Origin of the sequence: Staphylococcus sp. GDB9P120P (assembly GCF_017893435.1) — a bacterium.
Lineage (GTDB): Bacteria > Bacillota > Bacilli > Staphylococcales > Staphylococcaceae > Staphylococcus > Staphylococcus cohnii.
Genome location: NZ_JAESNB010000013.1, coordinates 1 through 25,365 on the forward strand (window position 1 = coordinate 1; position 25,365 = coordinate 25,365).

At 33.4% G+C, this 25,365-nt stretch carries 29 protein-coding genes and 2 pseudogenes; 28 read left to right on the forward strand and 3 right to left on the reverse strand.

Annotated features, from left to right (window positions below):
- Window positions 1-19 precede the first annotated feature (19 nt).
- From KA856_RS12855 to KA856_RS12990, 28 genes and pseudogenes are all read left to right on the forward strand, one after another.
- Window positions 20-1,195, forward strand: coding sequence for a conjugal transfer protein (locus KA856_RS12855; protein WP_015585949.1), 1,176 nt, complete (start codon window positions 20-22; stop codon window positions 1,193-1,195).
- Between the two features lie 14 nt (window positions 1,196-1,209).
- The gene (locus tag KA856_RS12860) at window positions 1,210-1,506 is read left to right on the forward strand and encodes a hypothetical protein (protein ID WP_015585950.1); all 297 of its coding nucleotides are present in this window, start codon (window positions 1,210-1,212) and stop codon (window positions 1,504-1,506) included.
- 15 nt (window positions 1,507-1,521) lie between these two features.
- Window positions 1,522-1,980, forward strand: a complete 459-nt coding sequence (locus tag KA856_RS12865) for a hypothetical protein (RefSeq protein ID WP_015585951.1) — start codon at window positions 1,522-1,524, stop codon at window positions 1,978-1,980.
- Window positions 1,981-1,983: 3 nt separating this feature from the next.
- On the forward strand, window positions 1,984-4,569 hold the full coding sequence (locus KA856_RS12870) for an ATP-binding protein (protein ID WP_015585952.1): 2,586 nt from the start codon (window positions 1,984-1,986) through the stop codon (window positions 4,567-4,569).
- Window positions 4,569-5,165 carry a hypothetical protein gene (locus KA856_RS12875; RefSeq protein WP_001632652.1) on the forward strand — a complete coding sequence of 199 codons (597 nt, stop codon included), beginning with the start codon at window positions 4,569-4,571 and terminating at the stop codon, window positions 5,163-5,165. Before KA856_RS12870 ends, KA856_RS12875 begins: the two co-directional genes overlap by 1 nt.
- A gap of 13 nt (window positions 5,166-5,178) precedes the next feature.
- Complete coding sequence (locus KA856_RS12880; RefSeq protein WP_015585953.1) at window positions 5,179-7,260, forward strand: CD3337/EF1877 family mobilome membrane protein; 2,082 nt, start codon at window positions 5,179-5,181, stop codon at window positions 7,258-7,260.
- An 11-nt stretch (window positions 7,261-7,271) separates the two neighbouring features.
- Entirely contained in the window at window positions 7,272-7,802 is a 531-nt protein-coding gene (locus tag KA856_RS12885) for a hypothetical protein (protein WP_015585954.1), read from the forward strand.
- A complete protein-coding gene (locus KA856_RS12890; protein WP_015585955.1) occupies window positions 7,789-8,871 on the forward strand; it encodes a CHAP domain-containing protein in 1,083 nt (360 codons plus the stop codon). Before KA856_RS12885 ends, KA856_RS12890 begins: the two co-directional genes overlap by 14 nt.
- A 17-nt stretch (window positions 8,872-8,888) precedes the next feature.
- Complete coding sequence (locus KA856_RS12895) at window positions 8,889-9,494, forward strand: hypothetical protein (RefSeq protein ID WP_015585956.1); 606 nt, start codon at window positions 8,889-8,891, stop codon at window positions 9,492-9,494.
- Window positions 9,495-9,708: 214 nt separating this feature from the next.
- Window positions 9,709-10,488, forward strand: coding sequence for a ParA family protein (locus tag KA856_RS12900; protein WP_015585957.1), 780 nt, complete (start codon window positions 9,709-9,711; stop codon window positions 10,486-10,488).
- Between the two features lies 1 nt (window position 10,489).
- Window positions 10,490-10,711: a hypothetical protein gene (locus tag KA856_RS12905; protein WP_015585958.1), complete on the forward strand. Its 222-nt coding sequence runs from the start codon at window positions 10,490-10,492 to the stop codon at window positions 10,709-10,711.
- Window positions 10,712-10,744: 33 nt separating this feature from the next.
- Complete coding sequence (locus KA856_RS12910) at window positions 10,745-11,122, forward strand: hypothetical protein (protein WP_032495644.1); 378 nt, start codon at window positions 10,745-10,747, stop codon at window positions 11,120-11,122.
- Window positions 11,123-11,287: 165 nt separating this feature from the next.
- Window positions 11,288-11,485 (forward strand): hypothetical protein, encoded by a 198-nt coding sequence (locus tag KA856_RS12915; RefSeq protein ID WP_015585960.1) that lies wholly within the window; start codon window positions 11,288-11,290, stop codon window positions 11,483-11,485.
- A 44-nt stretch (window positions 11,486-11,529) separates the two neighbouring features.
- A complete protein-coding gene (locus KA856_RS12920; RefSeq protein ID WP_015585961.1) occupies window positions 11,530-11,688 on the forward strand; it encodes a hypothetical protein in 159 nt (52 codons plus the stop codon).
- A complete protein-coding gene (locus KA856_RS12925; RefSeq protein WP_015585962.1) occupies window positions 11,685-11,879 on the forward strand; it encodes a hypothetical protein in 195 nt (64 codons plus the stop codon). Before KA856_RS12920 ends, KA856_RS12925 begins: the two co-directional genes overlap by 4 nt.
- A gap of 139 nt (window positions 11,880-12,018) precedes the next feature.
- Window positions 12,019-12,366, forward strand: coding sequence for a hypothetical protein (locus tag KA856_RS12930; protein ID WP_015585963.1), 348 nt, complete (start codon window positions 12,019-12,021; stop codon window positions 12,364-12,366).
- Between the two features lie 12 nt (window positions 12,367-12,378).
- Entirely contained in the window at window positions 12,379-13,239 is an 861-nt protein-coding gene (locus KA856_RS12935; RefSeq protein WP_015585964.1) for a DNA/RNA non-specific endonuclease, read from the forward strand.
- Between the two features lie 31 nt (window positions 13,240-13,270).
- Window positions 13,271-13,855: a hypothetical protein gene (locus tag KA856_RS12940; RefSeq protein ID WP_032495646.1), complete on the forward strand. Its 585-nt coding sequence runs from the start codon at window positions 13,271-13,273 to the stop codon at window positions 13,853-13,855.
- Between the two features lie 14 nt (window positions 13,856-13,869).
- Window positions 13,870-14,850, forward strand: a complete 981-nt coding sequence (locus KA856_RS12945; RefSeq protein ID WP_032495575.1) for a DUF1002 domain-containing protein — start codon at window positions 13,870-13,872, stop codon at window positions 14,848-14,850.
- Window positions 14,851-14,871: 21 nt separating this feature from the next.
- Window positions 14,872-15,282 carry a hypothetical protein gene (locus tag KA856_RS12950; RefSeq protein ID WP_032495647.1) on the forward strand — a complete coding sequence of 137 codons (411 nt, stop codon included), beginning with the start codon at window positions 14,872-14,874 and terminating at the stop codon, window positions 15,280-15,282.
- 447 nt (window positions 15,283-15,729) lie between these two features.
- Window positions 15,730-16,059 (forward strand): JAB domain-containing protein, encoded by a 330-nt coding sequence (locus tag KA856_RS12955; RefSeq protein ID WP_015585938.1) that lies wholly within the window; start codon window positions 15,730-15,732, stop codon window positions 16,057-16,059.
- Between the two features lie 113 nt (window positions 16,060-16,172).
- Window positions 16,173-16,610, forward strand: a pseudogene (locus KA856_RS12960) (site-specific integrase); the annotation flags it as partial.
- A 108-nt stretch (window positions 16,611-16,718) separates the two neighbouring features.
- Window positions 16,719-18,266, forward strand: coding sequence for an IS21-like element ISSau9 family transposase (istA, locus tag KA856_RS12965; protein WP_032495648.1), 1,548 nt, complete (start codon window positions 16,719-16,721; stop codon window positions 18,264-18,266).
- Window positions 18,259-19,011, forward strand: coding sequence for an IS21-like element ISSau9 family helper ATPase IstB (gene istB, locus KA856_RS12970; RefSeq protein WP_000358824.1), 753 nt, complete (start codon window positions 18,259-18,261; stop codon window positions 19,009-19,011). The genes istA and istB overlap by 8 nt, the downstream gene beginning before the upstream one ends.
- Before the next feature lie 243 nt (window positions 19,012-19,254).
- Window positions 19,255-19,434, forward strand: coding sequence for a hypothetical protein (locus KA856_RS12975; RefSeq protein ID WP_013356267.1), 180 nt, complete (start codon window positions 19,255-19,257; stop codon window positions 19,432-19,434).
- Between the two features lie 118 nt (window positions 19,435-19,552).
- Complete coding sequence (gene cfr, locus KA856_RS12980) at window positions 19,553-20,602, forward strand: 23S rRNA (adenine(2503)-C(8))-methyltransferase Cfr (protein ID WP_001010505.1); 1,050 nt, start codon at window positions 19,553-19,555, stop codon at window positions 20,600-20,602.
- A 685-nt stretch (window positions 20,603-21,287) separates the two neighbouring features.
- Window positions 21,288-22,025 (forward strand): annotated as a pseudogene (locus KA856_RS12985) (tyrosine-type recombinase/integrase); the annotation flags it as partial.
- 1 nt (window position 22,026) lies between these two features.
- Entirely contained in the window at window positions 22,027-22,392 is a 366-nt protein-coding gene (locus KA856_RS12990) for a DUF6262 family protein (protein WP_000619629.1), read from the forward strand.
- A 282-nt stretch (window positions 22,393-22,674) separates the two neighbouring features.
- Here KA856_RS12990 and KA856_RS12995 read toward each other — a convergent pair whose 3' ends face one another.
- The 3 genes from KA856_RS12995 to KA856_RS13005 form a co-directional block, all read right to left on the reverse strand.
- Window positions 22,675-23,091 (reverse strand): NAD(P)H-dependent oxidoreductase, encoded by a 417-nt coding sequence (locus KA856_RS12995; protein ID WP_000855243.1) that lies wholly within the window; start codon window positions 23,089-23,091, stop codon window positions 22,675-22,677.
- A gap of 177 nt (window positions 23,092-23,268) precedes the next feature.
- Window positions 23,269-24,696, reverse strand: a complete 1,428-nt coding sequence (fexA, locus tag KA856_RS13000; protein ID WP_113555347.1) for a chloramphenicol/florfenicol efflux MFS transporter FexA — start codon at window positions 24,694-24,696, stop codon at window positions 23,269-23,271.
- A gap of 253 nt (window positions 24,697-24,949) precedes the next feature.
- Window positions 24,950-25,093 carry a hypothetical protein gene (locus KA856_RS13005; RefSeq protein ID WP_002360221.1) on the reverse strand — a complete coding sequence of 48 codons (144 nt, stop codon included), beginning with the start codon at window positions 25,091-25,093 and terminating at the stop codon, window positions 24,950-24,952.
- Window positions 25,094-25,365: the final 272 nt, after the last annotated feature.

A 25,365-nucleotide genomic window follows, 5' to 3' on the forward strand; every position in this document is an offset into this window, starting at 1 on the left:
TTTAGAAAGGAGTTAGCTTATGAGAAAGTGGGGCAAACAGTCCGATAAAAAGGTTAAAAAACAAAAATCAAAGCCCGCACAAAATGAAGAAACGACAGAAGATTTTAGAAAAAAGAAGAAGTCAGCAGATCGTTTGTTTAAGCGTAATAAGTTAAAAAAGGCGTTAAAAAACAGAGGTAAGGACGACAAAATTTTAAGTAAAGCTAAATTGAAACGTCCTAAAGGTTATAACGTTGTTAAAACGGTCATAATCATAGCTTTGTTTTTAGTAGTTGTTAGTTGGATAAATGCAGGTAATGCTAATAGAAAAGCAAGTGACGCACAAGAACAATATCAGAAATTAGCCTCACAAATTGATACTACTAACAAAGGCAATCCAGCTACACAAGTAGGCGCCCAGGAATACGCGAAAGATTTCATACAAAAATATTACAGTTATGATAAAGGGCAAGACCGCGATAAATGGTTAGATAATTTAAGCGATTATGTAGACAGTTCAACATTAGATGATAATAGCTTTAAGCCTGAAAATATAGATGGCAGTATTTCAGTTAAGGACGTTAAAATCAATGATGTTGAAAGTGCAGATAAAAACCAAGCGAAAATATATTTTACAGTTACGCTAGATAAAAAGACAGTTGAAGAAAAAACTGTTAAGAAGAAAGTTAAAGGCAAAAAAGGCAAGAAGGATAAAGAAGAAACAAAAACAGTACAAGAAGATAAACACGAAGATGTTAAATTCAACAGATACATTAAAGTATATGGCGACGATAAAGGTTATAAGTTAGTCACTTTACCTTTACCATATGAACAAAAATCAAATGCAGATGTTCAAATGACGCTAGATACTGATAATGGTAGAGATGTTACAACAAATTATCCTGATGTTAAAGATTACATTACAAGCTTTATGAAAGTTTACGCTTCAGATGATAGAGATACAGCGCAAACATATTTCTATAATAAATCTGATACACAATTATTGAATAACAATGTTGAAATTAAAAACGTTGAAGAAGTGAAAGTGTATCAAGAAAACAAACAAGATGAACTTAAAGCAATTACAACGGTTCAAATGGAAGAAAAAGATAGTGGCTTAACAAGTCGAAACAAATTTGAAATTAAGCTTAAAAAGCTTGATGACAATAAGTATAATGTAATTAAAGTAAGTGAACCTCAATATACTAAAAAATAATAGGAGTGTTTAAAATGTTAGATTTAATGACGTCAATTGCTTCAATAGACTTTAGTTCTTTCACATTAGGACAAGCAGGTGGAGATTTAGTAAATAACGCGCGTGAAGGAGAAAGAAACTTCACATTAGTTTTAAATATTATTTATTGGGCAGTCGCTGCAATTATCATTGTAGTTTTAGCATTATCTAAGAAATTCAGAATGGCACTAGGTGCATTGATTATCTTAGGTGTTATCGGCGCGTTAGTTGTTAGAGATCCGCAAAATTTACAAAACTTAGGCGAAAGTATAGCGCAATTCTTTGGCTTCTAATAAGGAGTGCATAGCATGAGTAACATGAAAAAAATCATTGGTTACTGTTCATCACAATTAGATGAAATACCAAACTTAATACGTGGTTTAGGCGGTGGAGAGCAAGGCTTTTCACTGCCTTTTTCTTTGACAGTTAGTCAAATAATCGTTATTTTCACGATTATTTTACCTGGTTTATTTTTCTTACCTATAACAAATGGATTATTAGACTTTTTACCGAAATACGGTAGATATGCAATTGTCTTTTTCATTCATATAGGTTTTCCCGCTGTATTTGGTTTTTTCATAGGTCAAAAAAGTATCGAAAATATGAATGTTGTGAAATATGCAAAAGTATATATGGCTACAAAATTTAATGAAACGTCTGATTATGTAGGACGTGAAGAATTAGATAACAAGAAATCATATAAGTTGAGAAAAAAAGTTGTAGCGCGTACTTTTTCAGATTTCCGCATAAACAAGGAGGATAAATAACCTATGGCTAAAAGACTAGATTTTGATATAGAAGCAGTTGTAGAAAACATCATCTTTACTAAAGATGGCCGTATGCAAGCATGGTTTGAGTTTGAAGGGTTTCACAGTAACTTTGATACAGAAAACGAACTGTTAATTAAATTTAGACAGTTGAAACGTGTATTTAAAGAGGTAAAAAAAGAAGTTCACTGTTTAATTATTCCAGAACGTCAGGACTTAGATGAAATTAAAAACCAACATATCTCATACAGTAGAGGGCGTTTGATACCAGTATTAGAACAACATGAAGACGCTATTTTTGACCATTTAAAAAATTCAAATGAATTAGGTTCATCAGAAAATAAAGTTCGCTATTATATGGGCTTTGAATTAGGAAAAAGTACAATGGTCAACTTTACTAATGAAGATGTTACTTGGGGCGAGATATACACAGAAACGAAAGAAAAGTTAATCAACCTTATTACTAAAGCGATTACAGGTAAAGACGTATTATTAACAACTAATAAAGTTAAAACAGCATATAACAAAATGGATCATTTGAGTAATACGCTAAATAACTTACCGTTTACATTTAGAGAAATTGAACCCGTAGAAATGGCAAAGCTTATAACATGGCCTAATAATTTAAACGTAAGAGAACCGTTTTTAAATGATAATTGGTTTGAACGTTTAACACCCGTTTACAATGGCGATAGATTAATCGCTAAAATTAGAGATCGTGGCCATGTAGAAGATTTATCTACAGTATCATATTCAAACCCTAGCAGTAGAAAACATCTTGTATTACACCAAAATGACGCGTTAGGCAAAGAAAGAGATACTTATATTTCATTTTTACAACTAGCAAAAGTACCAGTTGAAACGCACTTCCCTGATACACGTTGGCTTGAAATACTTAGAAACCTACAGTTTGGCGTAGGTGTTTCATTAAAATTAACTTATCAAAGTTCAGATAGAAGATTAATGAAACTTAGATCTAAAAAAGCTAACTTAGAAGACCAAGTAGAACATTTGGCAGATTACGGAGATAGTGCAAGTTCAAACGTTTATGACGGCATAGACATAGCTGATGACTTAATCGCAAATATTGAAAAAAATAGAGAAGCCAGCTTCTTAATGTCAGCTATATTCGTAGTTGCAGCCGAAACTCAAAAGGCATTAAATAGTAAATTAGATGAACTCAAAGAAACAATGTCAAATCATCAGTATATTGTTCAGAATACAAGAGGTTTACAGTTAAGAAGTTTGCTTGAATGTATGCCAGGCAGTAGAAGATATGTAAAAGAGTTTGTGAAAGATTGCGATATAAACATGATGACAAGTTCATTTTTTGGAAACCGTCACGAGTTAGGCGACCCTTACGGTTTTTACGTAGGTCAAATTGCTACAAATTACGGTACGCCAGTATTTCACATGCCAGGTTTCGCGTCTACAGGACAAGCTAAAAACCAATCATTGGCCATTTGTCATACAGGTAAAACAGGCGGTGGGAAGTCATTCGGGGCAAACCTTTTATTCTATGAATATGCAATATGGGGCGCAAAAGTTTTAATAGTAGACCCTAAACAAGAACGAATGAATAAGTGTGAATGGCATAAGAAATTAGATGAATTAGGTACACAATTAAACTTCATTACTTTGTCAGCTAAACCTAAAGACGCAGGTAAACTTGATCCGTTCTATATCTTTACAGACGTATCAGACGCTGTAGGTGTATCAGAACAGATACTTCATAACTTACTATCAATTTCTATTAGAAATGAAGCAACAATAGATCAGGCAACAATGATTAATAGGGCTTTGGAATATGTAGCCAATAGAGATGAACCTAAAATTAATCAGGTTACAGAAGAACTAACATCTATGAGTACAGGCGAGAAAAAAGACATTACATTAACAGAAGATGAAAAAGAACTTTGTAAGCGTCTTGTAAACAGAATTAATGTATATACTACACATTCATTAAGTACGCTTATATTTGGAGAAAGAATTGATGATACAGAAGTTTTAGATATTAACAGTCAATTAAACGTATTACAAGTAGAGAATTTAGAACTTGCAGACGCTGATATAGACCCTAAAGACTATTCAAAAGCGAATATTGTAAGTGACAGTATTTTATACGCTTTAACGGCTTATCAAAGACAGTTTATTAACATGTTCCCTAATGATCTAACAGTTATCGGACTTGATGAAGCCTGGAAATACTTCAAAAACTCACAAGGTCGTTCAGCCTTTCAAAGTTTATTCCGTGAAGGTCGTTCTAAAGGGGCTTCAATTCATATCATGACACAAAGGCTTAGTGATATACCTGAAGACATGCAGTCACAAATCGGACAGCTATTTGCATATTTAGAAAGTAATACAGATGAAATTAATAAACTTCAGCAATTCTTTAGATTTGATGATAGTACAGACTTACAAGCGATTATGCCTGAACTTGAAACAGGCGTATGTGTTTATAAAGACTTGAATGATCGCGTCGGTATTCTTGATGTAAGAGTATTACAAGAGCATTTAGTAGACGCGTTTGATACAAGTAATCAACTTGAAAAACGAGAAGACACAAAACAAGAGGTGCAAGTATAATGAAAAAATTAACATACTTATTACTAATAGCAATCGTTGTTTTATCGGCTTGTAGTAGTAAAGATAGTTCAAAGCCCAAAAAAGATGACTATACTGAAGAAGCTATTAAGTTTACTAAATATATGGCTAATGGCCAGTATTCAAAATTAACAGATATGTACGGAATTTCAAAAGATGAAAATGATGTATCAGATGACAAAGAAGAAATGCAAGAATACTATGAACAGATTTACACATTTGTAGATGAAGAAGATTTAGAAAATGCTAAAGATGAACCGTTAAAATATGCAATATTTGAAACGCCATATAAAGAAAAGCAAAAAGTATTTACGATTGTATTTAAACCAAATGTAAAAGATATTTTATTAGATCCTGGAGAACCAGCATTAGACGGTAAATATAGACAACTGAATTTATTGGTAATGGGAGAAGGACAATATAAAAGAGTTAATGGAAATACAGAAGGTAAAGCTATTATGCAGATTAATGAACGTAAACATGGTTTGTCAGAAAAATTAATGAGTAAGATTTCAGAAGATAGCAAGTTAGTTGAAAGTAAAGGTATTCCTAAGAAGGACTTGAAAAAATTAGAGTAGGGAGGAACTATAAATGAAGGATAAAACAAAAGGCTTTTTGTGGTTCCTTGCTGTTCTAATGGTATTAAGTGTTTGCTTAGTAGGAGTTAATGAAGCCTTTGCGAAAGAAAAAGATCCAATTTCAGGCATGTTTCCAAGTAACCAAGATGATGATTTGCCTGAAGTTAAATCAAATATTGTCGGTTACAAAGAACATAATTTAGACAACTATTCAATGGATTATGTATTAGAAGAAAAAGACGATAAACCCTGGTATGACGTTATCGGGTTAAGTGAAAAAGCTTATAACTTCACTGAAAATTCAAAGTACGAAATTTTAAATGGTATATGGTCAACATATAAAATATTTGCTTCAGTATTCATATTCCTGGTAAGTGAAGCTTTTGAATTTACTATATTAGGTTCTATAGTTAGCGAGTTAGCAGATGTAATTTCAGCTATAGGCGGATCATCAGGATTAGGTAAATTTATAACATGGGCTTTTATTGGTGTAGTTGTATGGTTGATTGCAACGATTAGTAAAGGAGAGTTGAGAAAAGGGGCAACAGGCGTTATGTTAGCCATTGTATTTACAGCCCTTTTCAGTATCTATGTTTCAAACGCAAAGCCAATCATACAAGGTACTTCAGATTTTAGCCAATATGTGAGTAACACTATATTGAATACAAGTACAAGTGTGACTGGAGAAAATCAATCAGATCAAGCTGAAGCTTCCGAAAATGATGTATCAAATAAAGAAGGTTTGGCCACAATGAAAAATACATTACATGAAATTTTGATTGTGAAGCCGTGGTTACAATTGGAATTTGGTACAACTAATGTAAATGAAATTGGCGGAGGTAAAGCTGGCGAAGATAATAAGGTTGAAGATGGCAAAAAGTTGATAAATGGGATATTAGACCATAAACCTAAGTCTGATAAAAGAAATGACATAATAAAAGACAATAAAAAGAATATGTCAGTAAGTAACAATTACACAACTAGCCGAATTGTAGTAGCTGTTTTTGTCTATATACCATCATTTATTATTGGTATAAGCGCGATATTGTTCGCGGTTGCTAAACAATTTTATGAATTAGGCTTTGTAGTAGGCGCGGTTGTTATGGTTGGTGTTTTAATCATTGCAATTATACCGTCATTTGTTGGCTATTTAAAAGGTACAGCCAAGCGTACAGGTGGCCACTTACTAATGTCTATCGTGTATGTATTCTTACTGGTGCTTATGTTTACATTAATTAATGTAACTTATCAAATTTCAGAAGAAAAAAATTGGAATTACATTGTAACAGCCATATCATTAAGTTTAATTTGTTTAGGCATGTTGTTTATGCAAGGTAAATTGATAAAAAATGATTATCAAAAAGTAATGAGTTCTATTAAACAACAAAACATCAGTGAACAACGAGCGCGCGCCCGTAAAAAGCGTGAAGAAAATAAACAAAATAACGGTCAAGGCAATCAACCAGTATATGGTGGTAATGATACGAACGTTAGGAAAAAACCAACTGAACATATATCTAAGAAGAAAGCTAACGACCATAACACTACTTCAAATGGTGTGAATAAAAAAGATGGTGGCACTATAAGCAAGAAACCTAAAGCCAGCGAGCAAGAACAGAGTAAGAAACCTAATAGCAATATTAAGAAAAAAGAAGATCAAAAAATCAAGAAAAAACCTAAACAAAAACAAAACCGCAATGATAGCCCAGGCAATCAAGATCCAAATAATAATTACAATACTAAACCTAAATCACGAAGTGGAAATGATACCGTTGATGAAGGTTCAGGAAGTAAACCATCAGTTAATAGAAAAGACGGCGGAACAATTAAGAAAAAACCGCAGGCAGTACCAGATAAAAAAACAGAAGGTTCAAACACTAAACAATCTAGGAACGATAGCAGTTCTAAAGATAGATTAAACAAAAATGAAGGTGGCAACGATAGTTCAAGAGTTAATGAACAAATACAGACAAATAAACCACAAAATAAACCAGTCATCAGAAAAAAACCAAAACCAGTACAAGACACCCAAGAAAAATCAGCAAGTCGTGAAACAGAAAATAGAATAGACGCTATAAAGAGAAATAAAAAGTGAGGTGTTAAATAATGAAAGAGATTATACAAGATATACTTAACTATTTAACGCCTTACAAAAAGCGTATATTGTTTGTTGCGATTTGTGTATTGGCGTTTGGCATTGTGCTGTTATTGCCACCTTCTCCGCTTAGAGCGGTATTATCTTTACTCATAGTATTTGTGTTTGTTGTAGAAGGTTATAAGTGGATAGGACAACCTGAATTATGGGGCAGTAAGATAGGTAAGACCATGCTAGGGAAGTTATCAAAAAATGAAGCTGAAGACCTAGAAGAAAACATAGAAGAAGTAACTATTATTAAATTGTTTACCGATGAAGAAGAAACGGACATCTTAGATGAAATAGAAGCTGATCCTGAATTATTAGATGAATTAGATACTATACAATATACGGCAACAATATATTTTAATGAAGATATAGAAAACCAAATTATCCCTGAAGGTACAACGAATTATAGATATGAATATCACATAATTTATGATGGCGCAGAATTTTATCATGTTGCTTCTTATGAAATGAGTGACGCAGATGAAGAAAATTAATCAAAAAAATGACGGTGGTAATTTAAAAAAGCTTACTAACCTAGCATTAGAATTAAAGAAGAAAAAAATAAAGTTATATATATATGGTGCATTAGCTTTACTAGGTTTAATATTCATTGCTGTATCTTTAATGTCTATGATGTTGCTAGCGCCATTTGATGATGAATTAGACGAAACTCAAACGGGTGGCAGTAGTGACGGTTGCGCTGTAAGTGGTGGTTCTGTAAGTGATAAAGGTATCAAATCTTTTAATGAAAATGCTAAAGGCGGAGGATTAGAAGGTAAAGCTGATTATATGGTTAAAAGTGCTAAAAAGCATAAAATAGATCCTAAAATATTTATGGCTATAGTGGCACATGAAACGGGTTATGGTAAATCAGAAGCAGTTAAAACTCATAATAATGTTGCAGGTATGATGGGATCAGGCGACTTATTTAAGTTTGATAGTATTGAAGAAGGTATAGACGCCGCCGCTAAAAACCTATATGACCTATATTTTAGTAAAGGATTAAAAACAGTTGATAAAATTCAACCGAAATATGCACCTATAGGCGCAAGTAACGACCCTACAGATTTAAATTCAAACTGGAAGCCGACAATTAAAAAAATTATGAAGGGTATAGACGGCAAAGCTAGTAAAAGTGACGATAGTTGTAAAAAAGATAAAGGAGATGTAGGTAAAGAGTATAAAGGTAAAATACCTTCATTCTCAAACTCAAACCCTGGTAAAAATAACTTATATGACGCAGGCCAATGTACATGGTATGCGTACGGTATACGTCAAAAAATGGGCAAACCTATATCAACATTTTGGCATGACGCCCACAAATGGAATGAACGAGCTGAAGCTGAAGGTTATAAGGTAGGTAAAACACCTAAAAAAGGCGCGGCCTGGATAGCTGAACAAGGCGCAGGCGGACATTCTAATGTTACGGGTCACGTTGGTATCGTTATAGATGTTAAAGACAAAAATACATTTGTTGTAACTGAAATGAACGCTGAAGGTGGACCATATAAAATAACTCAAAGAGAAGTGAAAATGACTGAAGGCTATAGCTTCATTTATTAAAAATGGGAGGTTAAGGCATGAAGAACATTCCGAAAAGTACCTTGATTATAGGTATAACGGCAATTGTGATAATCGGTATATTAGTCTTTATAGTTCGATATTATGATGACGAACTTAATAAAGCTAACAGCCAAAATAAAGAGAATGAAACCAAAATTGGAAAGTTAGAAGATACAAATAAAGCACAAAGTGATTTGATAGCGCGCCAAGACAAAGAAGTTGTATCAAAAGAAGAAGAACAGATCAGGGATAATGCTAAAAAATTTGTTAATAAACTATTTACTATGAAGGAGAAGGAAAGCTTCAGTGGTAAAAAGAAGGAACTTTCTTCAATATTAGACGACAAATACCAAAAAGAATTATTTGATAATTCAAGGGATAAATATAATGCGTTTTTAACAGTTAAAATAAGTAATGTTAAGACATTTATAGAAGAATACAGACCACAAAAAGACAGCTATGATGTATTTGTTACGTTTGATGAAAAAGTGATAGACGAAGAAGATACGACTGATAAAAAAACATCAGGAAAAATTCATTTTGTTAGAAAAAATGGTAAATGGTTAATTGATGACTTTGAAAGATTTACTTTAGAAAGCAATACAAAAAATGTTAAAGATTGAATGAAAAGCGCTATATAGCGCTTTTCTTTATACCTATTATTCTACTTAACCACTTAGACAAAAAGACATAAGTAGTAAAGTAGAATAATGTAAAAGTAGAAAAAGACATAAGTAGTCAAGTGGAAAAGTAGACAAGTAGAAAAATATCTGTTATTATTATTGTAAATAATCCCACAAAAAAAGGTAATAAGGGATAGAAAAGAGGTTAGATAATATGACGAAAGTAATAACAATTGGCTGTTTTAAAGGTGGGGTAGGAAAGTCCACACTTACAGAAATACTTACGTACTTACTTGCTAAAGAAGGTAATAAAGTTTTAGCTGTAGACACTGACCCACAAAGTAACTTAACAGAAAAAGTTCAAAGGACTTATCAAAAAAAGTTTAAAAAAGAACCTTCATTCATGGAAGGTATTAAAAATTTAAACTTAGAAGATTGTATTGAAAAAGTAACGGACAACCTGGATATATTAAAGGGCGATTGGTCATTAGAAAAGTTTGATAAATACGTAATAAAGAAATTTGATGAAAAAGCAGAATACTTTTTATTAAATTCACTTTTAAAGCCAATAAAAGACGATTATGACTACATAATCATAGATACACGACCTTCAACAGGTATTTTGTCTAATAACGCTGTATGCGCTTCTGATTACGTTCTAATAACATCAAAAACTGAAGAAGATAGTTTTACTTCAGCGAAGAAGTATTACAGCTATTTAGGTAATATTCAACAGAATAAAAAACCAAGTTTAAAATTTTTAGGTTTATTACCGTACTTAGTAAATCAACGTGGATCAACTAACAGAAGTATTATCAATAAGATAAATGAATTGTTTGGCGAAGATGTATTTAAAAATTATATACGTTCAAGTGATCGAGTAGTTACCTGGGGAGAGCATGGCGTAACAGAACATAAAGCCCATGATAAAAAGACAATGCAGATGTACATTGATGTAAAAAATGAAATATTAGAAAAGTTGGAGAGTGAATAATATGGCAGATTTTAATAATGAAGCAGTAAAAGATGAATATAAAGAAGAACAAGTATTTGATGATATGATAGCGAAAAAGAAGGAAGTAAGACCTACAAAATCGGTTAAAATGTATAATGAAGACTGGTCAATTGCTTATCAAGTTAAAGCGAAAACAGGCGCAAATTTAGTAGACATAGTTTCTGAAGCAATGGAATTATTGAAAGAAAAACATGATCTTTAATTTTATATATTAATTATAAGGGGGGTGTTTGTAATGCCATTCGTTATTTTTATATCTATAGTTGCTGTTATGGTTATTCTATTTAAGTTAAATGATAAAAGGGTTGAAAAAATAAATAGAAAACACGATCAGCAAGTTAAAAATATTATTGAAACTTATTACACAGTTGATAAGGTTGAATGTATATATATAGAAAATGGAAAAACTGAATTGGTATTTCAAGACAACTCATTAAATTTAAATAGTTATCAAGTAAAAATTGTTAAGGACTTTGAAGATGAAAAAGTTGAAATTAACGCCCCTTTGTATAATGAACATGATCTAAATGATTTGTTTGAACGCGTATTAGCTGAAACTTATTTTTATATTTCTAAGGCTAGATATGATGGTCTGATACAAGCTACAGCTTAAAGGTCTATCTAAGGCCTTTAATTTTTTAAAAAATATTTACGCTTTAGCAAATAAATACTTGTCAAAGTGTAAATTAAGTGATAATATAATAATTGAAAGGAGGACGAAACAAATCAAACGCTATAAATAAAAGATATAGCAACCCACAAAAAAGGAGTGTTACAGATGTTTGTAACTAAAGAAGAATTTAAAAATATTGATGTAGAACAAGTTTTCAAAGAAGGTCATAACTTTATAAAAATAACGAATGGTAGACATGAAATATTTAAAGTTAATTCAGGCTATAAGATCATTGATTATAAAAAAGGAATTGGCCTAACAGCGACAAATAAAATTCCAAAGTATATACAAAACAAACTTTAAAAAAAGCCCCGCTAAGGGGCTTTAATATAAATGAGGTGCTAAATATGAACCATGATAAAGCAATGTATATTGAATGGTTATTATTAATGGATCCTTTAGAAAGTAGGGAGAATTTAAGAGATAAGACAATAGAAGAACTTCAAGACAAATTTAATTTGTGTAGACTGAAGCAACTTGATGAAGAAATGGAGGAAGCACAATGATTATTGATGAATTTAAAACTAGAAATAATGTGTATGTATTAAATGTAATTTATGACTTTTGGGCTGATCCTGTTGTACAAGTTATTGAAAATGGTAGGTTTATAGGATATATCAACGAAAGATATTCTATTGATGAAGCGAAAGCTATGATAAAAGAAAAAAGCGATTATAAAAAAGTGATTATTATATGATGTTTGTTTACTCCGACTATGAAGGCATAAAAAAAGCGATACTAGAAAGTATCGCAATAGGACGAAAGTAATCAAACATTCGCCCACAAAAAAAGGTACACTAAGAATAACAAAAAAATGGTCGGAGGTAAACAAAACAATGAATTTAAAAGACATAGCAAACTTATTAAATGATGAAAAAACTTTGTATACGCAACAAGGCGGGCAAGATATAGCAGTAAATGAAGGTGTGTATATTATGGAGAAAAACAACACTATTTATACTGGTAAGCTTCCAAATAATAATTTAGATGATTTAATTCGTGAAAGTTCTGAACCACAGCAACTAATAGATGTTAATGAAGTAGCTGAAAGATTAGGTGTAACAAGACAAAATGTTACTATGCACGTCAAAAATAAAAACTTTAAATTTGTGCCTAAACCTTTGTTTTATTATGAGAATAAAAGCTACACTAAATATTTTTGGGTTGCTGAACAATTTGAGTAAAGGAGTAAGGCAATGAAGATATTTAAACCACTGATAGCCTTATTATTATCGCTTATTGTATTAAGTGGTTGTGATACGGAAAAGGCAATAAATGAAGTTGATGATTTAATATCAACTATTAGTGATTTTAGCAAATCAGATACACCTGAAATAAAAAATAGTAAAGAAGATATAGACTTAATAGGCGCTGAAACTAATAGCGAAAACTATGCTTTTATCAATGATAACAAGACAGAATTAAGTCAGGAAGATCAGAACTTACTGAATGAAAAGGGTAATGATCGTTTTTGGGCTGATTATCCTGATTTGGATAAATACGGTAGATCGGGAAAAGTTACGGCGTTAATTACAAATAAAGCTGTTCAAAGTCATTCTTCAAAAGCACAAGAAAGACCGTCTTTTGATTATGATGTACATGTAGCAGGAGAATATAAAGATGGTACATATAACCCTGAAAAGCAGACGTGGGAAGGCGAGAACTCAAACAACCAAATATTACAATTAGATGGGTATAGGGGTTATATATATAATAAATCTCATTCGCTTGCCTGGTCATTGGGCGGAGATATGGAAACACATAATTTAACATTAGGTACTAGGGCGCAAAATGTTGGATCTAATAAAGACCCTGAAGGTGGGGGCATGGGTTATCCTGAAACGCAAATAAGAAATGCAATGTATGATAATCCTGAAACAAAAGTGTTTTATGAAGTTACGCCCGTTTATAAAGATGATGAACTTGTGCCAAGAGGTTCACACGTTAGAGCCTACTCAATTAATGATGACGGCCAAACAATAAATATCAATGTTTGGATTGCGAATAAACAAGAAGGCGTTCAGATTAATTATAAAGATGGTTCGTATACTTATTAAGTGAATATATTAAAGTTAAGGACTGGTTATGATGGCTGATATATTTGATTTGGAATATTTAAAGTATCAAAAAGAATTTATAGAAAATGATGGAATGATTGACTATTCTCAATTTATAAACAGTATTCAATTTCATAAAAGTTACACTATAGAAATTGAAAATATAATTAATTGCTTATTTAATAAAACGTTAGAATTTTCTCAAATAACACTACATTCATTATTATCAGAAGTTAAAAATGCAGAAGTAAAGCAAGAAGTAAAAAATATGATAAATAAGCTATATTCATTTGATAATGCAACATTAAAAGATAATGAATTGAATGTTACTCAACAAAAGTATTATTCATTTGAAATTGAGAGTATGCAAAGCAGTTTTCCACCACAAGTTTTGAAGTTTTTCAAAGTATTATTAGAGTTTCCAAATATGATGAATGAACTAGATGTTATAGCAATACTAGGAATAATTAAAGAAACTAAAATATCTGTAGAACTGAATGAATATATTGATCTATTAATTGATTTAGACAAAATTCATACTGTATCAGATATAGAAAGTATCTTTGATGATGAAAGAATATATCAAGGGAGTTTATTTAAAAAATATATTCACTGAAGGAGTTAATTAAAATGAAAAAATTAATTGTTAGTACAGCAGTAGCAACACTATTATTAACTGTTCCAGGTATGGCCAAAGCAGAAGAAAATAAGGAAGATTGGGATAAACCCGTTTTTATAAAAGGGGCTGATCTTGAAGGCCAAGACTTACAACAGACTGAAGATGATTTAGGCGTAAAAGATGACTATGAAACTTACAGCGTAACAACTGATGACGTTAGTAAATATATTCCTAATAGTGGCAATTTAAGTTATATATATTCAAGTGCAACTATTAAGCATAAAAAATGGGGTAACGGTGTAGATGTAGAAATAGACACACCTGATAACATCACAAAGGTTACAAGTGAACAATATCAAAATGCGTCAATCACAGCAGGCATTAAAGACGCTGAAATTCATATAGCTTCAGTTGAAAAAGTTACTGGAGAAGGTGCTTTAGCAGGTATTTATAAAGCTTATGAAGAAAAAGGCAATGAATTAAATTCTGAAGATATTCAAAACTCAAATAAAGAAATGCAAGATTTAACTTCAATATCTGAAGAAAATCAAAATAAAGACGGATATTCAGACGAAGCATTAAACGCGTCTATAGCAGATATTAAACAACAGTTAGCAGATATTAAGAAAAAACAAGATGAACAGATAACACCACAACAAGTTGAAGATATAGTTAATAAAGTGCTTGATGAACGAGGATTGTCGGGAACATTAACAGATAATCAAAAACAAATGATAACTGATAATATGACTAATGTTGCAAATTCTAACGCTTTAACTTCAGATCCTAAAGCATTTGCTAAAAATGCAAAAGACGCTTTGAAAGGTATTGAAAAAAATTCAGGCGACTTATTAGATAAAGCTAAAGACAAGGCTAAAGACTTAAATACTGAAGAAAATAGGAACTTTGTACAAAAAATTTGGGATAGTATTTTACAGATTATACAGTCTATCATAGATTTCATTACAAGCTTATTTAATCGTATCTTTTAATCAGTGAATAGGAGGTTTGACGTGTTATTGAATGTAGATAAAAATTCAAAAAACGTATCGTTAAAGAAGATTAGGAATAACGAATTATTGTATTTAATGAGTTGTTCGAGTAGTTTACCTGGTGCTGATAGAACTATTTGCAATGTATTAATTGATGAAATGAAAAATATTATACATGTATATGATGATCTAAGACACTGTTCAACGTCTATTTTCAAAGAATTAGACCAAACATTAATTATAGAAATGATGTCACTTCTAGGGGTTGAATATGGCCGATATAGGATTGTACTTTATTATGCACCAATACTTAAAAACCCGTTTATAAGAGAATATGAATTAAAAAGTGAAAAATTAATAACTGTTAATACTGAAGACCTTAATGAACTATTTTATAGAAAGGCTTTGAATAATGAAAGTTTAGAAAAATAGATGTTTATAAGCATAAAAATAGCCCTGCATAAGCAGGGCTTTAAGTTTGTTTAGCTTATGAGAAAACCAACAAACTAAATAAAAAGGTAATTACATTATAACATAATCCGCTTCAATCAACTATTATAAATACCGCTTCAATATATAGTCTATAAGGGGTTCACGGTTTCATCTAATTTAGAACATCAACTTTTAAAATTGGACTAAAAATAGCAACGCACAATTAACATCGTGCTTTTACTAATTTTTAGCCCAATTTTAAAGCTTCTTTATCTAAATTAGATGAAACCGTGAACCCTTTTTTTAAAAAAATTACACTTTAGAAAGTATTTACTTGTCAAAGTGTAATAAATTTGATATACTGTATTTAACGAAAGGAGGAAACCAACTGAAATTGTTGTAAATAATCGCAATGCAACAACTAAATAAAAAGGGAGATTTACAAATATGAAAAAGGAACAGTACATTTTAAAAGTTTTAGATTTAGTTCAAGATTATCAAGTTATGGAAGATGAAAGGTTTCAAATATCACAACCAAGCGACGTTGTTAAGCTATTACAAAAAGAAATAGGAAGTTTCACAAGAGAACACTTTGTTATGATTGGCTTAAATACTAAAAATGAAGTTACAACGCTTTATACAGTGCATATAGGCACGTTAGATATGTCAATCATACACCCTAGAGATAGTTTTCAAGTTGCAATAATAAATAATTGTAAATCAGTTATTTTTGCACATAACCACCCAAGCCAAGATGTATTAAACATAGTATCCTAAACTAGAGTACTCTAAGTACTCGAAGTTTAGGATTTTTTAATTACAGTGCTTTAACTATTAAATATATAAGGGTATTATTAATAGTAGTTAAAGTATTTAAAGGTGGTGGAAAGATGAAGGTTCAGAAAGTAATTGTGGAGGAAAAATCATATCCGTTATACATACTGCTAGATAAAGAATTTGAAGTGATAGAACCGGTTAAGCGATTTATAAAGTACTTGGATAATACGGGCAAAGCTCCAAATACCATTAAAACATATTGTTATCATCTCAAGCTGTTTTATGAATTTATGAGCCAAAGTAGAATCGAATTAGGAGATTTACAATTTGAGGATTTAGCAAACTTTGTAGGATGGTTAAGAAATCCAGCAGGGCATTTAAAGGTAATAGATATACAACCAAAGAAGGCTAAAAGAGAGGAAACATCAGTTAATTCCATACTTAACGCTGTAACTAGTTTCTTAGAGTATTTAAATCGCACAGAAAATTTTAAAGCTATAGATATGTCTAAAGAAGCAAGAGGAAGAAACTTTAAGGGGTTTCTTCACCATTGTATATGTTAACTTAAAACTGAGCCACCAACGCAATTGAAAACTGAGCCACTTCTGTAGGAAAATAACCCTAGCACAATCGTTAGGGGGAAAACAGGAGTGATTACGTTGAACAAGAAGCAACAGGTGATTCAGCTGCATCTTCAAGATGTCAGCCAAAGACAAATTTCCACAGAAGTGAAGGTCTCTAGAAACACCGTATCCAAATATATCGAAGCCTTTGAGAAGAGTAAGGCGACCGATGTTCGTAACCTGCCGGTTACAGAAGATATTTTATCGCCTCCCTCCTACAAGAAAAGGGCTGGAGTGAAACGTAAAATGACGGAAGAGATTGTGGAAAGGCTCAAGGGGTTCATTCAGGACAATGAATGGAAACGCAAAAACAACATGAGCAAGCAACAAATGAAAAAGATTGATATGTATGAAAAACTGCAAGAAGAAGGGTACGATATCGGCTATACAACGGTTCGGAATTTCGTCAATAGCGAGGAGAGACGAACAAAAGAGGTCTATATTCGCCAACGCTATTCAGCGGCCTGGGAAGTGGAATTTGATTGGGGAGAAGTAAAACTGGTGATTGACGGGAAACAGAAGTCCTATTCACTGGCGGTCTTCACCTTGGCTTACAGCAATTACCGGTTTGCGCTGCTTTATGAATCCGAGACGATGATCTGCATACAGGATGCACATACCAAACTGATTGACCACTTAGGTTTCGTTCCCTCTGTTTTCACTTACGACAATATGCGAACCGTGGTGAAATCGTTTGTCGGAACAGACCGGAAAATCACGGATGGCATGATCAACCTCTCCAATTACTATGAATTCCGGATCCGGCTCTGCGAGCCAAGAAAAGGAAACCAGAAGGGGCATGTGGAACGGAGTGTGGAGGTTGTTCGCAGAAAAGCATTTTCGTATGACATCGCATTCCCTTCTCTTGAAGACGCCCAGAAACGTCTAGCCCAAACCATTCTGTCGCTCAATAAACGGATTCACCATGAAAAGAAACTCGCTCATATAGAATTGAAAGACCAGGAAAAAGTTGCCGCTGCTCAAGAGGCGCTTCCTCTGCCATTCGATGTTTCGGAAGTCGTGGAATGTCGGGTAGATAAATATAGCACCGTCACGATTAAGCAAAATCGGTATTCCGTACCTGAAGGTCATGTAGGCGCATGGATTCGTGCAAAGGTAAGTGCGGATTCAGTCCGTCTCTTTATTGAAGGGGAATTCGTCGCAGAACATCGGAGAAATTGGGGTGTTCATCAATGGGAAATGGATCTCTATCATTACATAAAAACTTTCACAAAGAAAAAAGGCGCTTTAGCTCAAAGTGAATGTTTGAGCCAAGCACCAAATCAAATTAAAAAACTCTTCGAAAACCATTATATCGGAAAAGAGAAAGATTTTCTAGAGCTACTCCTTTATGTACGTGAGAAAAATCAGTGGGATAACGTGATGGCTGCCGTCCGACAGATTGAGACAAAAGGTCTCGGCGACATCACGACCGAAAAGCTAATCTTTCTGAGCGAACAAACAGATCTGGTACCTGCGGTACCGCTGCATCCAGACGAGACGGTCGAACAGGCGCTTCAAAACATTAAGGCCTTTTCAGCGATGTTCAATCAAGTCGATGAAGGAGTGCTTGAACATGGATAAAAAGCAAAGCGTCATCGACCTGTGCAAAGAATTACGTCTTCCTGGCATCCGTGAGTTGGTCGAAGAAGACGTAGCATTCCAGGAAACGACACCTGCGATTGACCTGTTACACACCGTGTTAACGAAGGAAAAGAATGACCGCTGGATCCGGTCTAAATCCACACGGATCCGCCGTGCGAACTTTCCGGAGAAAAAGCTGCTGGAGGAGATTGATACTCGAGCGCTGCCGACAGATGCGCAGCAAAAACTGCCCAACTTACAGACGCTCGATTTCATCAAAGCTGGACAGAATGTGATTCTGACCGGTTCTCCAGGAACCGGCAAGAGCCACCTGGCGATCGGCTTAGGGGTAGAAGCTTGTTTAGCGGGCTACAAGGTTTATTTCGCCAGTGTCTCGTCCTTAATCAATCAGTTGAAGGAAAGCCGGTCCGAAAGGACCTTACGCTCTTTCGAATTGCGATTTGAGAAATATGACCTCGTTATCATTGATGAATTAGGCTACATTTCCTTCGATAAAGAAGGGGCTGAATTACTGTTTACACATTTGTCGTTGCGTGCTGGTCGATCCTCAACCATTATTACGAGCAACCTGTCTTTTGCGAAATGGGAAGAGGTATTCCATGATCCTATTTTGACCGCCGCATTGACGGATCGCTTGACGCATAAATCGCACGTGGTGAATATGATCGGCCCATCTTACCGAATGAGAGAAACGCAAAAGTGGCTTGAAAATAGCCATTCATAAGTGGCTCAAAATTAAATTGCGAAATGGCTCAATTTTCAGTTGCGAAATACACCCCCACCTTCTATCTCGTCCAGTTGGTTTCCCCAGTCCATAAATATCAGATGAAGACAAGGCACTAAAAGTTTTTATAAAATTGGTTGATTTAGGTTTTACATTATGTTGCTAACTTTAATATTTACATTTGAATATTAAAATGTTACAGTACAGGCTAAGTATATTAATTAGTGAAAGGAGGTAATAGCTATGTTAACTGTTTTTAGAATCTTATTCGGTGAAAATACAAAAATCGGAAACCGTTTAGCTATTAAAGGGAGTAGTCTGTCCTTTTTTAAACTAAACAATGATATAAAAACAGTTGCCGGAGCTTTGCCTCTACTATGGATAAGTTTAAAACAAGATCATCAACATACTTGTTTTATGTAGTGAAATATGCATATTTGTATGTTTTGACTTTCGGCACCGGTAATTTTTATCTGTGTTTTTTTTGTGTGCAAAAAGAAATTGATTCTTAACTAGAGCAAATTGTGAAAGGATGAAAGAAATGAATTTTAATAATAAAACAAAGTATGGTAAAATACAGGAATTTTTAAGAAGTAATAATGAGCCTGATTATAGAATAAAACAAATAACCAATGCGATTTTTAAACAAAGAATTAGTCGATTTGAGGATATGAAGGTTCTTCCAAAATTACTTAGGGAGGATTTAATAAATAATTTTGGAGAAACAGTTTTGAATATCAAGCTCTTAGCAGAGCAAAATTCAGAGCAAGTTACGAAAGTGCTTTTTGAAGTATCAAAGAATGAGAGAGTAGAAACGGTAAACATGAAGTATAAAGCAGGTTGGGAGTCATTTTGTATATCATCACAATGCGGATGTAATTTTGGGTGTAAATTTTGTGCTACAGGCGACATTGGATTGAAAAAAAACCTAACTGTAGATGAGATAACAGATCAAGTTTTATACTTCCATTTATTAGGTCATCAAATTGATAGCATTTCTTTTATGGGAATGGGTGAAGCTCTAGCCAACCGTCAAGTATTTGATGCTCTTGATTCGTTTACGGATCCTAATTTATTTGCATTAAGTCCTCGTAGACTTTCTATATCAACGATTGGTATTATACCTAGTATCAAAAAAATAACCCAGGAATATCCTCAAGTAAATCTTACATTTTCATTACACTCACCTTATAGTGAGGAACGCAGCAAATTGATGCCAATAAATGATAGATACCCAATAGATGAGGTAATGAATATACTCGATGAACATATAAGATTAACTTCAAGGAAAGTATATATAGCTTATATCATGTTGCCTGGTGTAAATGATTCTCTTGAGCATGCAAACGAAGTTGTTAGCCTTCTTAAAAGTCGCTATAAATCAGGGAAGTTATATCATGTAAATTTGATACGATACAATCCTACAATAAGTGCACCTGAGATGTATGGAGAAGCAAACGAAGGGCAGGTAGAAGCCTTTTACAAAGTTTTGAAGTCTGCTGGTATCCATGTCACAATTAGAAGTCAATTTGGGATTGATATTGACGCTGCTTGTGGTCAATTATATGGTAATTATCAAAATAGCCAATAGTATTGAACAAGGTATATAGCTGATATAATAAGGTGAATTTTTAAATAATATTAATGCAATTAATATTATTTTGATAACTCAATTATGCTAGTATTTTCTTCAAATATGAATGGACTACTGGGTGGAAGATAATTAACTAATCTGTATTCTTCTAATTTGAAATGAATAAGTTTCAAAGTACTAAGATATAGGATTAGTCATCCATTTTTTTTAAATCAGTTTAACTAGATGTTTTGTTTGTCGAATGACAAAAAACTCTTATTTAGTATAAATGAATAGATAATCCTTCCAATAATAATTGGGAGGATTTTTTATTCTCCCTAAATACAAATGTAAGTTAATGAAATATATACTTGAAGATGTTTATGGCATTCTAAAAATGTAGTCTTTGGCAGTTAATTTATGTAGTCTCTCTAGAGAACAACTTGAAAGTATTCGGGAATGCGTTCAGCTTCATAAAACCCTCCTCAATTATATAATCTGAAACCCTCTTGCTAAGTTCTTCTTCAACTTTTTGAAAACCTTTTAATATCATTTGATTTCTCACTTTATTAGCGTTCGTAAAAGTACACTTTTACGAACACTATTTAAGTGACCCTATATAAAGAGAAAGTACCGTTCATAAACATATGAAAATAAATTGTGAACGTTCTCTAATTTACATATACTTTTACGAACGTTTCTTGATAAAATGAAGAAAGAGCATATCATTCCTATTTCTAAAGAAATTGCTGCATTGATATTAGTTCAAGAGCAAAGGGTGGCTGATGAACTCGATGATGGATGTGTATATGTGTTTCCCCGAAAAGATTGCTCACCATTGAAACAAGATACCTTTAGGGTTAAATTAAATGAACTAGCTTATGAAGAAAAGATAACGGACAGCAACGGAGAAATTTTTCGTTTTCATGCTCATGCCTTTCGGCATACAGTTGGCACTAGAATGATAAATAACGGAGTGCCACAACATATTGTCCAGAAGTTCTTGGGTCACGAATCACCGGAAATGACGGCAAGATATGCACATATTTTTGATGAAACCCTAAAGAAGGAATTTACGAAATTTAAGGAAACCTTAGTAACGAATAACGGTAGCATTCTGGATTTAAGTGAGGAAAATACTGAAGCTGACAATACAGATCTTCAATGGTTTAAAAAGAATATCAATGCACAGGCACTTCCTAATGGCTATTGTCGGTTACCAGTAATTGCAGGACCATGTCCTCACGCAAATGCATGTTTAGATTGTACGAATTTCTGTACAAGTAAACAATTTCTTACTGAACATGAAGAGCACTTAGAGCGAACTAAAGAAATACTAAATAGGGCTAAACAAAACCAATGGCAGCGTCAGGTTGAAACCAATGAACGTGTTAAAAATAGATTAGAACAGATTATTCATTCGTTAAAGGAGACGAATTAAAATGATTAGAAAAGGTAACACAACTGCCATAGTTCAGCTAGCTAAAGACAAGTCGGAGAAAACAAGAATTAGGGTTGAAAAGACAATTTCAGAGATGGCATTGAAAGAAGAGAAGATTAATTTTAATTCCGTTGCACAAAAAGCAAATGTTTCAAAGTCATGGCTTTACAAACAAAAAGATATTAGAACTAGAGTGGAGACATTAAGAGGGATGCAGATAAGTGAGTTAACCCCCCGTAAACCTAGTAAAAGCCCTCGTTCAGAGGACGTATTAATAAAAACCTTAAAAAGCCGTATAAAGGCGTTAGAAGAAGAGAATGAACGGTTAAAGGATCAAGTTCAAAAATTACATGGCAAGCTGTTTTAGCAGATTTGTGTTTCTTGGAATTTATTGGGCACTTTGAATTGGCTACCTAAAATGAAATCGCTAAAACCTTCAATAACTTCAATAGCCCATTTCCCTAAATGTGTTAAGGGGAAATGGGCTTTCTTCTAGTATTGTTGGCATGATCGCAGAAGTGTTTTATGCTCTTAAATAATACTTTTTAATATATTGCAAATACTCATTAGCACTTTTCTGTATCTCTTCGCCCTTCATATCCGAATTAGCACCGTAAAGTACAAACTCTGGTACATATTCAGCATGAATCTATGCACATAAAGATTTGAATGGTGTTAACATCTGGGTTAATGTATGCTTGTTTTTACCCATACTTGTAAATTCACCTTTTTTTACGCCAGCTGATATAGCTAATCCTAATTTTCGATTATAAAATATTCTTTTACCCTTTGATCCGTAAGCCCATCCATATATAATCACTTCATCGATCCATTTTTTTAATAATGAAGGAGAACTATACCAATATAATGGAAATTGAAAAATAATATTATCATGATTTTCAACTAATTCCTGCTCTCTTTTTACATTTATAATAAAATCAGGATACTCTCTATAAAGATCATGAATGGTAATTTCGTTTGAATAAGACGCTGCTTTTTCTACCCAAACTTTATTGATTCGAGAATTTGGCATATCTGGGTGAGAAACGATCACCAATGTTTTCATTGTTTCATCCTTAACATACTCAACTTTCGCACCAATAAAACAGTGTACGAAAGTTGAGTTACTTAAAAGTATTCTATTCTAAGAAATTCAAATTTGCGTGATTCCTAAGCTATTTATTTACAGCTTAAACTATAGAAGATGAACTAAACAATAACTAATCTTTACATAACTAAGTTATTACCCACGCTTTTTTAAACCTAATCCAGCTATTAAGGCAATGAGTATTGCCCCTGTAGCTGCAAGGAACGCATCTGAGTAGGACATAGCGTCCAATATATATAATGGATTTATCGGCTCAGTAGCATCACGTCGAGCGGATAATAATGCTCCAATCATACCTGCTCCAGTTCCTGATCCAAGGTACAAAGCACCTTGGAAAATCCCCATTCCGACACCAACCTTGTCTGCATCGAGTGCACTTACTGCGGCGTTATTTGCGGGAGAATTCGTGAATGCAAAAGCAATCCCTACTCCGAGGACCCCCACGGAAACTAACAGAGGTGAAGCACCAGATGCATAGGTGGACAAGAATAAGGTAGACAGCCCCATCAGAGTCATCCCAGTAATTATCAGACGTTTATCCCCAAATCGATCAGAAAGACGGCCAACGAAGGGAGATAAGATTGCAACAGCCACACCACCTGGCAACAATATCATTCCAGCCTGTCCAGAAGAGAGTCCATTCACCTCAACGACTAGTAATGGGACGAACATAAGAACAGCGAAATAAGCAAACATCGAAAAAAATGCAATTATGACCGTATTGACATAATCCTTGTTATTGAACAGGACAGGTGGTACAAATGGATTTTCTGCGGTAACAATTCTCCAAATAAATCCCACCAAAGCTACAACAGAACCAATTAGGCTAGTTAACGATGAGAACGAAGAAAAACCAGAAGTTTCTCCTTGAGTGATGCCAAAAAGGAGTAATCCTACTGTGAGGCCGAGGAATAAACCACCAATGAAATCAAAGTTCTTATTGCTTCCTACGGATTCTGCCGGTTTAATTGTCGGTAACGCGTAGTAGGCACCAATAACAATCATAATGGCTAACAAAAATGTGAACCAAAACAAGGCATTCCACCCTAAATATTGACCAACTACTCCACCAAATATTGGACCAGCAGCAGTTCCAACACCAATACTTCCTGCGATAATTCCCAAAGCTCCCCCACGTTTTCCTTGTGGGAAAACCTTCGAAATTGCAATGACTGATAGAACTGGAATTGCGGACATCCCAGCACCCTGAACCATTCTTCCCAAAACCAACAATGGGAGGTTCGGGGCAATTGCACATAAAAGACTACCACTTGCCAGAATCATAATGGCAAAGATATATAGCTTTCGTAACTCAAAAAAGTCTGAGATTCGACCATAAATCGGAACTCCAATCGCAAGAACAAGTGCAATACCACTAACTATCCAACTCACTTGAGATTTCGAAGCTTCTAAATCTTTGCTTATTAGTGGAAGTACGGGATTGACTGAATCAGCCGTAATTGCACCTACAAGTACAGATAGGGAGAGTACCATCATTAAAAGCCTAGTAGAACCCCTTTTTTCAGATTGAATCATTTCTTTAGATTTACTATCCTTTTTCATTTTATTTCCTCCTAAAATATATTGTGATTTTAGGAGGCTAAATCCACTGCTTTCACCATAAACCTCACCTCATATCTATTTATATTGTAAAACCAAATCAACGAACTCACCATATTTCTACAGCATGATTAAAGATTCGGTTCTCCAAACTAACTGAACTGATCAAACAAAAAAAAGGCACCAGTTTAACAACCGGTGCCTAATCATTCGTATGCATTTTTACAAATGCAATAGATTCATAAATTTTTGCCCATTATATAAAAGGAGGCAAAAAGTTTTCCGGTAGTGTTTCCATTTTTTGTTTTTGTGAAAAAGGACATACTGATCCCGTTGTACCTAAATCCCCTGAAACTTTTACATGCTTTCTAAACTCGACATTAATGAAATCAATTCCCATTACTTTTTGCCTCCTTTCTCATATTGTGATAATAACACAATAATAATTGATGAAAAAGAAATAATCAACCCTACTTTTTTGAAAACCAATTTAAAGCTTTACTACTTTTACTTACATAATAAAGGCAGGTGCAGTATAAACTTTTTTAAATAGGTCTTCTTTAACGAGCAGGTAGCGTCAGTTAAAGTAGATAATTTAAGATCGAAATCATATTATAGATATTCCGAAATTGGGCGTGATTGTTGCAGGTCAAAAGCTTAATTCCTCGATAA

Bases quoted from the DNA above. Each gene is read 5' to 3' on its own strand.
- KA856_RS12975 (WP_013356267.1), top strand. From the start codon at position 19,255: ATGTTAACTGTTTTTAGAATCTTATTCGGTGAAAATACAAAAATCGGA.
- KA856_RS12865 (WP_015585951.1), top strand. From the start codon at position 1,522: ATGAGTAACATGAAAAAAATCATTGGTTACTGTTCATCACAATTAGAT.
- KA856_RS12900 (WP_015585957.1), top strand. From the start codon at position 9,709: ATGACGAAAGTAATAACAATTGGCTGTTTTAAAGGTGGGGTAGGAAAG.
- KA856_RS12910 (WP_032495644.1), top strand. From the start codon at position 10,745: ATGCCATTCGTTATTTTTATATCTATAGTTGCTGTTATGGTTATTCTA.
- fexA (WP_113555347.1), bottom strand. From the start codon at position 24,696: ATGAAAAAGGATAGTAAATCTAAAGAAATGATTCAATCTGAAAAAAGG.
- KA856_RS12855 (WP_015585949.1), top strand. From the start codon at position 20: ATGAGAAAGTGGGGCAAACAGTCCGATAAAAAGGTTAAAAAACAAAAA.
- KA856_RS12885 (WP_015585954.1), top strand. From the start codon at position 7,272: ATGAAAGAGATTATACAAGATATACTTAACTATTTAACGCCTTACAAA.
- KA856_RS12925 (WP_015585962.1), top strand. From the start codon at position 11,685: ATGATTATTGATGAATTTAAAACTAGAAATAATGTGTATGTATTAAAT.
- KA856_RS12995 (WP_000855243.1), bottom strand. From the start codon at position 23,091: ATGAAAACATTGGTGATCGTTTCTCACCCAGATATGCCAAATTCTCGA.
- KA856_RS12940 (WP_032495646.1), top strand. From the start codon at position 13,271: ATGGCTGATATATTTGATTTGGAATATTTAAAGTATCAAAAAGAATTT.
- KA856_RS12955 (WP_015585938.1), top strand. From the start codon at position 15,730: ATGAAAAAGGAACAGTACATTTTAAAAGTTTTAGATTTAGTTCAAGAT.
- KA856_RS12930 (WP_015585963.1), top strand. From the start codon at position 12,019: ATGAATTTAAAAGACATAGCAAACTTATTAAATGATGAAAAAACTTTG.
- istB (WP_000358824.1), top strand. From the start codon at position 18,259: ATGGATAAAAAGCAAAGCGTCATCGACCTGTGCAAAGAATTACGTCTT.
- KA856_RS12905 (WP_015585958.1), top strand. From the start codon at position 10,490: ATGGCAGATTTTAATAATGAAGCAGTAAAAGATGAATATAAAGAAGAA.
- KA856_RS12870 (WP_015585952.1), top strand. From the start codon at position 1,984: ATGGCTAAAAGACTAGATTTTGATATAGAAGCAGTTGTAGAAAACATC.
- KA856_RS12895 (WP_015585956.1), top strand. From the start codon at position 8,889: ATGAAGAACATTCCGAAAAGTACCTTGATTATAGGTATAACGGCAATT.
- KA856_RS13005 (WP_002360221.1), bottom strand. From the start codon at position 25,093: ATGGGAATTGATTTCATTAATGTCGAGTTTAGAAAGCATGTAAAAGTT.
- KA856_RS12915 (WP_015585960.1), top strand. From the start codon at position 11,288: ATGTTTGTAACTAAAGAAGAATTTAAAAATATTGATGTAGAACAAGTT.
- KA856_RS12945 (WP_032495575.1), top strand. From the start codon at position 13,870: ATGAAAAAATTAATTGTTAGTACAGCAGTAGCAACACTATTATTAACT.
- KA856_RS12860 (WP_015585950.1), top strand. From the start codon at position 1,210: ATGTTAGATTTAATGACGTCAATTGCTTCAATAGACTTTAGTTCTTTC.
- KA856_RS12935 (WP_015585964.1), top strand. From the start codon at position 12,379: ATGAAGATATTTAAACCACTGATAGCCTTATTATTATCGCTTATTGTA.
- KA856_RS12990 (WP_000619629.1), top strand. From the start codon at position 22,027: ATGATTAGAAAAGGTAACACAACTGCCATAGTTCAGCTAGCTAAAGAC.
- KA856_RS12880 (WP_015585953.1), top strand. From the start codon at position 5,179: ATGAAGGATAAAACAAAAGGCTTTTTGTGGTTCCTTGCTGTTCTAATG.
- KA856_RS12890 (WP_015585955.1), top strand. From the start codon at position 7,789: ATGAAGAAAATTAATCAAAAAAATGACGGTGGTAATTTAAAAAAGCTT.
- KA856_RS12875 (WP_001632652.1), top strand. From the start codon at position 4,569: ATGAAAAAATTAACATACTTATTACTAATAGCAATCGTTGTTTTATCG.
- KA856_RS12920 (WP_015585961.1), top strand. From the start codon at position 11,530: ATGAACCATGATAAAGCAATGTATATTGAATGGTTATTATTAATGGAT.
- cfr (WP_001010505.1), top strand. From the start codon at position 19,553: ATGAATTTTAATAATAAAACAAAGTATGGTAAAATACAGGAATTTTTA.